Source organism: Janthinobacterium woesei, from assembly GCF_051380875.1.
Classification (GTDB): domain Bacteria; phylum Pseudomonadota; class Gammaproteobacteria; order Burkholderiales; family Burkholderiaceae_D; genus Janthinobacterium.
In genome coordinates, this window is record NZ_JBNYXW010000019.1 from 133218 (window position 1) to 139217 (window position 6000).

The window sequence follows — 6000 nt, forward strand, 5'->3', positions numbered from 1 at the left end:
CTCGGCTTCCTGCACGCCATTGCGCCACGTAGCGCGCATGGCCACAGCTAGCCGTCCGGGTAGTAGCGGGCCTGCGGGCCTTCCTGCACGCCGCGCCCGTCCTGTTCCACCAGCAGCTCGACCTAGCCATGCGGTAATACATGGCGTAGTTGCCCACCAGCTTTCCGCGCAGGTAGTCGGGCGCATTGACCTGGCCCGACAATCGCCGTGGCTCGATCTCGGCATGGGCCATGGCTGGGGCCACAGGTTCGGTATTGTCAACCAGGGCGACGTCGGGAATCATGATTGAGTTCATGGGCAATCGGCAAATGTAAAATCAGACACAATGTGAATCTTACATCATGAGCATGTTTTCCCTGCGCAAGTTTCCTACAGAACACTGGCGGCCAGCCATTCCAGCGCCGCATTGCGGCGGCGATGTCTGTGTACTATCTTGATAGGTGCCCTGGCCAGATCGCAGCGGCAGGCCCGCCCCGCACAACGGCGTCAGGCCACCGCCGCATCGCAGTCCTTACCCAGTCACGCACGGCACGTCCGGGCCATTCTGTGCATTCAGCGTATGGGGGCAACATGACGGCGCCAGGACAGGTTCAGCGTATTTCGGGCGAATTGATCGGCAAACTGCTAGAAGCGGCCGGCGATGATGACTGCTGGCCACAACTGTGCCGCGACATCGCCGACGCCTTTGATGCCGGTAGCGCCACCCTCACCCTGTGCGGCGACGCGCCGGCCGGCCAGTTGCTGGGCGGAACCGTGCCGCTGGCCCACGCAGGCCAGTTGCTGGACGCCAGCGTGCCCATCAACGCGCACAATATGGCCACGCTGGCCATCTATTGCCACCGGGCGCCAGAAAAAAATGGACTGCACGCCAGGCAACACTTGCAGAATTTCCTGCCATACCTGCAGCATGCCCTGCGCCTGCGCCACCGCCTGCAGGAGGCAAGCCTGGCCAGCCGCTGCGCCCTGGCGGCGCTGGACGCCATGGGCGCCGCCGTGCTGCTGCTCGACGAGCACCTCGGCGTGCTGTTCGCCAATGCCGCCGGCCACGCCTTGCTGGACGCGCCACTGCGGCAGGGGCCGCCGCCCGCCCTGCTGCGCGCCGTGCGCCTGGTGATCGCCAGCATGGACGGCCCGGCGCAGTGCCAGTCGTTGCGCCTGCCGCGCAGCCAGGCGCCAGCCCTCTTGCTGGCGGCGGCGCCCTTCCCCTCCTGGCAGCCACCCTGCGCCATCGTCATCGCGCGCGACCCGAGCCGGTCGAGCACGTCAATTCCCGCGCTGCGCCAGCTGTTTGACCTGACGCAAGCCGAGGCGCAAGTGGCCGTGGCCCTGGCGCAAGGGGCCACCATCGAGGAAATTGCCGTTCGCTGCAGCATCAGCGCCAATACCGTCAAGACGCATCTGCACCACACCTATCTGAAGACGGATACCCGGCGCCAGGGTGAACTGATCGCCCTGATCCATGGCGCCACGGCGCACATGGCCATCATCGATGCATGACACCGCATCATCCAATCGGATGATGCGCAGTGCAACTAGCCTGCCTACACTGGCAAGACCGGCTGGCTGCGCCTCGCCAGTGTCACCGCAGCAGATGCAGGCAGACCGGCCCGATTTCCCTGGCACCCACATCAAACCTCGCCGCGCCTATACCGGACGGCACCAAAATTCAAGGATGGGCTGGAAAATGAAAACATGGATACTGGCTGGCACCCTGGGCGTCTGCGCCCTGCTGGCAAATGCGCAATCGCTCCCCGACAATCAGACCGTCTTTGTTCCAGGCGGACGCATGCAAACAATCGAATTGCCGGCACACCGGCATATTATGAGTGCAGAAGAATTTTCCCCGTTCCGCGGCGGCTATGAGTTGGCGAACGGGCAGGTGCTACACCTGCGCAACACCGGCATCATTGGCGCCATCATGTATGCGCGCATCGACGACCAGGAAGAACACCGCATCGTCGCTGCCTCCAGGGACACCTTCGTGGCGCTCGACCGGCAGTTGGCCATGCGCATCGACTTGCGTGACGATGGCAGCGTGGGCGGCGAAGTGCTGATGCAGGTACCGGCCCAGACAATGGCCAGCGGCGACATCGTGCCAGCCCACGTACAAAACATGAGCATGGCGTCGCGTTAAGGCGGCAGGTGCCAGGCGGGCGTTCATCGCCGGCCTGGCTCCATTGCTGCAGGCATGGCAACCATGAGCAAACAACTTTGTGTCCAGCAACAAAACGCGCTAACCCTGGCAGCCATCCGCCAGGCAGCCACCTGGTGGCGGGCGCGTCCCCTTCCCGACGCCCTGCGCCAGTGCGCGGCCAGCCATGGTGTGGCGCTGGGCACGGCCATCATGCTCGACCTGCAACTGGCTTTCCCCGGCAAGCCCGCCGTGTATGGCAAGCTGCTGAGCGCAGATGGCCACTTCATCCACTTCGAGATGGACGTCGACGAAGACTTGCGCGCCTTGCCCGGCAGCGTGGCCTGGGTCGACATCAGCGCCGGCTACGACCTGGCCCAGCACCGGCGCGGCACGGGCGTGGGCCATGGCCTGCTGTGCAAAAAAGTATTGCAAGAAATGAATGGTGCTGCGCGTTAGCCGGCCCGCTGTCTGCCCCCACCATCGCACGCTGCGCAAGCAGCGCGTGCCATCATCGCCGCCAAATTCCTTGAACAAGCAAGTTTGAAATACCGTCGGCGCTGCATAAACTACAGCCTTGTGGCCGGATCTCGCATTCTGCATGCTTGGCGTTTTAATTTGGACGTGAGCAAGCATGAAATATCAAGGCGCGCCTCCTTCGAATGAAGGATGCGCATTGCCAATCCCGTGGCTAGACTGGTTCCAGCCTCACGCCCCACCCGGGTCATGCGCCAGAGGCCATCAACCATCGAGGGACAACAACATGAAAACCATCATCTTCAGCACACTCCTGGGCCTCGCTGTCGCTAGCACGGCAGCCACCGCGCAAACCCTGCCGCCGGAGCAAACCGTCACAGTGCCGGGCCGCTCGCTGCGCATCGAGGTGCCCGAGCACCCGCGCTACATGATGCGCGAGGATTTCAAGAAATTCGTCGGCGCCTATGATCTGTCGAATGGCGACACCTTGCAACTGCGCCTCGCTGGCGCCGTCATGTATGCGCGTATCGGCAACCAGGAGGAGCACCGCATCGTCGCCACCGACCACAACGCCTTCGTCGCGCTGGACCGCCAGCTGAGAGTGCGCATCGACCACAACGATGACGGCAGCGTGGGCGGCGAACTGGTGATGGTGGTGCCGTCGCAGAACGTGGCGGGCGGATTTGTGACCGAAGAAAAGATTGCGGCACTGACATTCCCGGCCCGCTGACGCCATGCTGTGTCGGCTCGGACGCGGGCTGAAAGGGCCAGCCACTTGACGGCGTGGCAGCTAGCCTTCATCGCCCGCTGGCATGGCGCCGCGCCGGACGACGCGCTATCTATCGCAACACTCCGATAGCGCCGACGCGGTGCGCGTATACACACGGCATGCTTACTGCAGTGCGATTACTATAGTGCGATTACTACAGTATTACTGCAGCTCGAACTCCGCAGGCGTCAAGCCCAGCTCCCTGGCGATCTTGCTGGCCACGCGCTGCTCGTTGGCGTCAAAATTGCCGTCCGACGAGGCCACGGCAATAATCATGCGCACCAGCAAGCGCGACGCCTCCACATTCGACTTCATCTTGCCCAGCGCCTGGTAAGCCTTGGCTTCGCCGATATCCTTGTCGAATTCCAGCTGGCCAACAAAGTCCTGGAAGGCCTTGATCACATCGTTGGTGGAAAACACCGACAGCGCATCATTGCTTTCAATAAACTTGACCATCTTCTGCTTTTCTTCCGCGCTGACACTACCGTCCGCCATGGCGATCAAGGCAGACCCGGCCATTGCGGCATTCAGGAAATCCTTGTTCTTGTACTTCAGGGCTTCGGTTTTCAACTCGCTTGCCTTGGACTTCAGCTTGGACAAAAAGGAATCGAAACTCATGATGGTTCTCCGGGTTGGTTTGGATGAGGCAGCGCTACAGGCTACCACTGCAAGCTAACTGAGGGCGCATGCCTGAAATACAAGTAACTTCCGCCGATAACGACATTGCCCGGTACGGGAAATTTATTACCGCATGCTCTGTGACGTGCAAGGCGCCAGAATGAGCGCCGCCACCTTCCACCTGCACTTCAAGCAAGTGACCAGCATGTCGCCGATGCAATATTTAAAATCCCTGCGCCTGCACCAGGCGCGCCTCTTGATGGCGCGCAACGGCCTGCTGGCCTGCGCCGCCAGCACGGCCGTCGGCTATGAAAGCCCGCCACAGTTCGGCCGCGAGTTCAAGCGCCAGTTCGGCCTGACGCCGATGGAGGAAGTGACGCGCATGAAAAACAGCGTCGCGCTGCCACCACAGCAGGAAGGGAATATCTATGTGTCGTCGCATTGAAGCACACGCCAACGCGCGGCGCCGCCAATCTATAGCCGTACAAGCTCAATAGCAGGCCAAAACAGTGTGACATTGAAAACTTATCTAATTTGCAGTTGAAAAATATGTAACTTCATGGCAGCATGGAACAACATTTTCCATATTGCAAGGTTGTGATGGACAAGCAACTGTTTTTGATTTGTGCACTGACTTTCATCATCCACATCATCGGCACCCTGGCCTATTCCGTGCGCATCGCCGGCATCCGCACGCGGCGCATCGCCGTGTCGCTAGCCCTGTTCAGCATCCTCATGCTGCTCTCGCGCACCTCGAATTCCTTCCTGGGACCATTCCTGGCCAAACGGGTCGAAACCGGCATCGACCAGCACGTTGCCGCAGACGTCCTGCTGCTCGACTTCCGCTGGCTGCTGCTTTCCGCCAGCCTGGCCACCATCCTCGGCGCCATCCTGATCCCCACCTTCCAACGCACCTTCTGCCGCGCCGTCGAGCACTTCCAAGTACACCGGTCGGTGCCAAAACTGCTGCTGCACGCCGTCTTCAAGGGCGGCTTGTCCTACCTCAAGACCTCCGCCAGCCTGCCCAAACCCGCCAACGTCACCGGCCTGCGCCAAAAATCCGGCGTCTCCATCTCCATGACCGCCATGAACGTCATCGCCACAGCCCTGTGGACGGTGGGCGTCTTCGCTGCCCTGTACGCGGGCGTGCTGGAGCCCAGCGTGCGCGTCACCTCCAGCACCCTCTCGTCCATCATCAACGGCGGCGCCACCATCATGATGGCCGTCTTCATCGACCCGCACATGTCAGGCATGACGGATGACGTCATCGAAGGAAAGATCGAAGAATCGCAGTTCCGGCGCGCGGTGGTGTGGCTGGTGGGAAGCAGATTGGCGGGGACGGTGATTGCACAGTTTTTACTGGTGCCGTCGGCGGTGGTGATTGTGGGGGTGGCGAACCAATTATAGTCAATATGACGGAAAAAATTCAATCAAACATCTAAGAGGGAAGCCATTTAAAATGGATATGCTTAATATAGAATTAAAAAATTGCTATGGAATTAACGAGCTAAAGCATGAATTTGATTTCTCATCAGCTGATGGCAGGGCAAAATCATATGCCATTTATGCCCCCAATGGCCTAATGAAAACATCTTTTTCGAGAACATTCGAAAGCATTTCAAATGGGCAGCAACCAAGTGAGGAACGATACAACAGAGTATCCGGTTGCGTTATTACCATAGATGGAGAAGTTTTGGAGAAGGAGGATATTTACGTCCTAAAATCCGATATCGACTCAAATCTAAACAATAATGCAATCACAAATATCCTCGTTGATCCCGCAAAAAAAACAAGGTATGACGAAATACTCATAGATCTAGATAAGTTAAAAAATAAACTTATTTTATCAATAAGTAAAAATTTAACGTTGAAAAAATCAGAGGTAGAAGCACGTCGTTATACACAAGTGCTGACCGTCGAGCGCGTGGGCGAAAAAGCCGTTTACATTCAATGCGTTGCGGCAGCCCTTGTAAACTTTCTCGTTTTCGCGTTTACTCTCGTCTTT

At 59.0% G+C, this 6000-nt stretch carries 7 protein-coding genes and 1 pseudogene; 7 read left to right on the top strand and 1 reads right to left on the bottom strand.

Annotated features, from left to right (window positions below; translation table 11 throughout):
* Positions 1 to 570: 570 nt before the first annotated feature.
* The 4 genes from ACQ4W6_RS21420 (at position 571) to ACQ4W6_RS21435 (ending at position 3338) form a co-directional block, all read left to right on the top strand.
* Positions 571 to 1497 (top strand): helix-turn-helix transcriptional regulator, encoded by a 927-nt coding sequence (locus ACQ4W6_RS21420; RefSeq protein ID WP_436569189.1) that lies wholly within the window; start codon positions 571 to 573, stop codon positions 1495 to 1497.
* 187 nt (positions 1498 to 1684) lie between these two features.
* The gene (locus tag ACQ4W6_RS21425; RefSeq protein ID WP_436569190.1) at positions 1685 to 2134 is read left to right on the top strand and encodes a hypothetical protein; all 450 of its coding nucleotides are present in this window, start codon (positions 1685 to 1687) and stop codon (positions 2132 to 2134) included.
* Between the two features lie 63 nt (positions 2135 to 2197).
* Positions 2198 to 2590, top strand: coding sequence for a hypothetical protein (locus ACQ4W6_RS21430; RefSeq protein WP_436569191.1), 393 nt, complete (start codon positions 2198 to 2200; stop codon positions 2588 to 2590).
* A gap of 304 nt (positions 2591 to 2894) precedes the next feature.
* Positions 2895 to 3338: a hypothetical protein gene (locus ACQ4W6_RS21435; protein WP_436569192.1), complete on the top strand. Its 444-nt coding sequence runs from the start codon at positions 2895 to 2897 to the stop codon at positions 3336 to 3338.
* 201 nt (positions 3339 to 3539) lie between these two features.
* Here ACQ4W6_RS21435 and ACQ4W6_RS21440 read toward each other — a convergent pair whose 3' ends face one another.
* On the bottom strand, positions 3540 to 3995 hold the full coding sequence (locus ACQ4W6_RS21440; protein WP_436569193.1) for a tellurite resistance TerB family protein: 456 nt from the start codon (positions 3993 to 3995) through the stop codon (positions 3540 to 3542).
* A 160-nt stretch (positions 3996 to 4155) separates the two neighbouring features.
* Here ACQ4W6_RS21440 and ACQ4W6_RS21445 point away from each other — a divergent pair, with 160 nt between their 5' ends.
* From ACQ4W6_RS21445 to ACQ4W6_RS21455, 3 genes and pseudogenes are all read left to right on the top strand, one after another.
* Entirely contained in the window at positions 4156 to 4440 is a 285-nt protein-coding gene (locus ACQ4W6_RS21445; protein WP_436569194.1) for a helix-turn-helix transcriptional regulator, read from the top strand.
* 155 nt (positions 4441 to 4595) lie between these two features.
* Complete coding sequence (locus tag ACQ4W6_RS21450; protein WP_436569195.1) at positions 4596 to 5402, top strand: lipid II flippase Amj family protein; 807 nt, start codon at positions 4596 to 4598, stop codon at positions 5400 to 5402.
* A gap of 52 nt (positions 5403 to 5454) precedes the next feature.
* A pseudogene (locus tag ACQ4W6_RS21455) lies at positions 5455 to 6000 on the top strand (hypothetical protein); the annotation flags it as partial.

What these genes read in the sequence shown, in the direction of transcription:
- ACQ4W6_RS21420 (WP_436569189.1), top strand. Translation starts at nt 571, where the DNA reads ATGACGGCGCCAGGACAGGTTCAGCGTATTTCGGGCGAATTGATCGGC.
- ACQ4W6_RS21425 (WP_436569190.1), top strand. Translation starts at nt 1,685, where the DNA reads ATGAAAACATGGATACTGGCTGGCACCCTGGGCGTCTGCGCCCTGCTG.
- ACQ4W6_RS21430 (WP_436569191.1), top strand. Translation starts at nt 2,198, where the DNA reads ATGAGCAAACAACTTTGTGTCCAGCAACAAAACGCGCTAACCCTGGCA.
- ACQ4W6_RS21435 (WP_436569192.1), top strand. Translation starts at nt 2,895, where the DNA reads ATGAAAACCATCATCTTCAGCACACTCCTGGGCCTCGCTGTCGCTAGC.
- ACQ4W6_RS21440 (WP_436569193.1), bottom strand. Translation starts at nt 3,995, where the DNA reads ATGAGTTTCGATTCCTTTTTGTCCAAGCTGAAGTCCAAGGCAAGCGAG.
- ACQ4W6_RS21445 (WP_436569194.1), top strand. Translation starts at nt 4,156, where the DNA reads ATGAGCGCCGCCACCTTCCACCTGCACTTCAAGCAAGTGACCAGCATG.
- ACQ4W6_RS21450 (WP_436569195.1), top strand. Translation starts at nt 4,596, where the DNA reads ATGGACAAGCAACTGTTTTTGATTTGTGCACTGACTTTCATCATCCAC.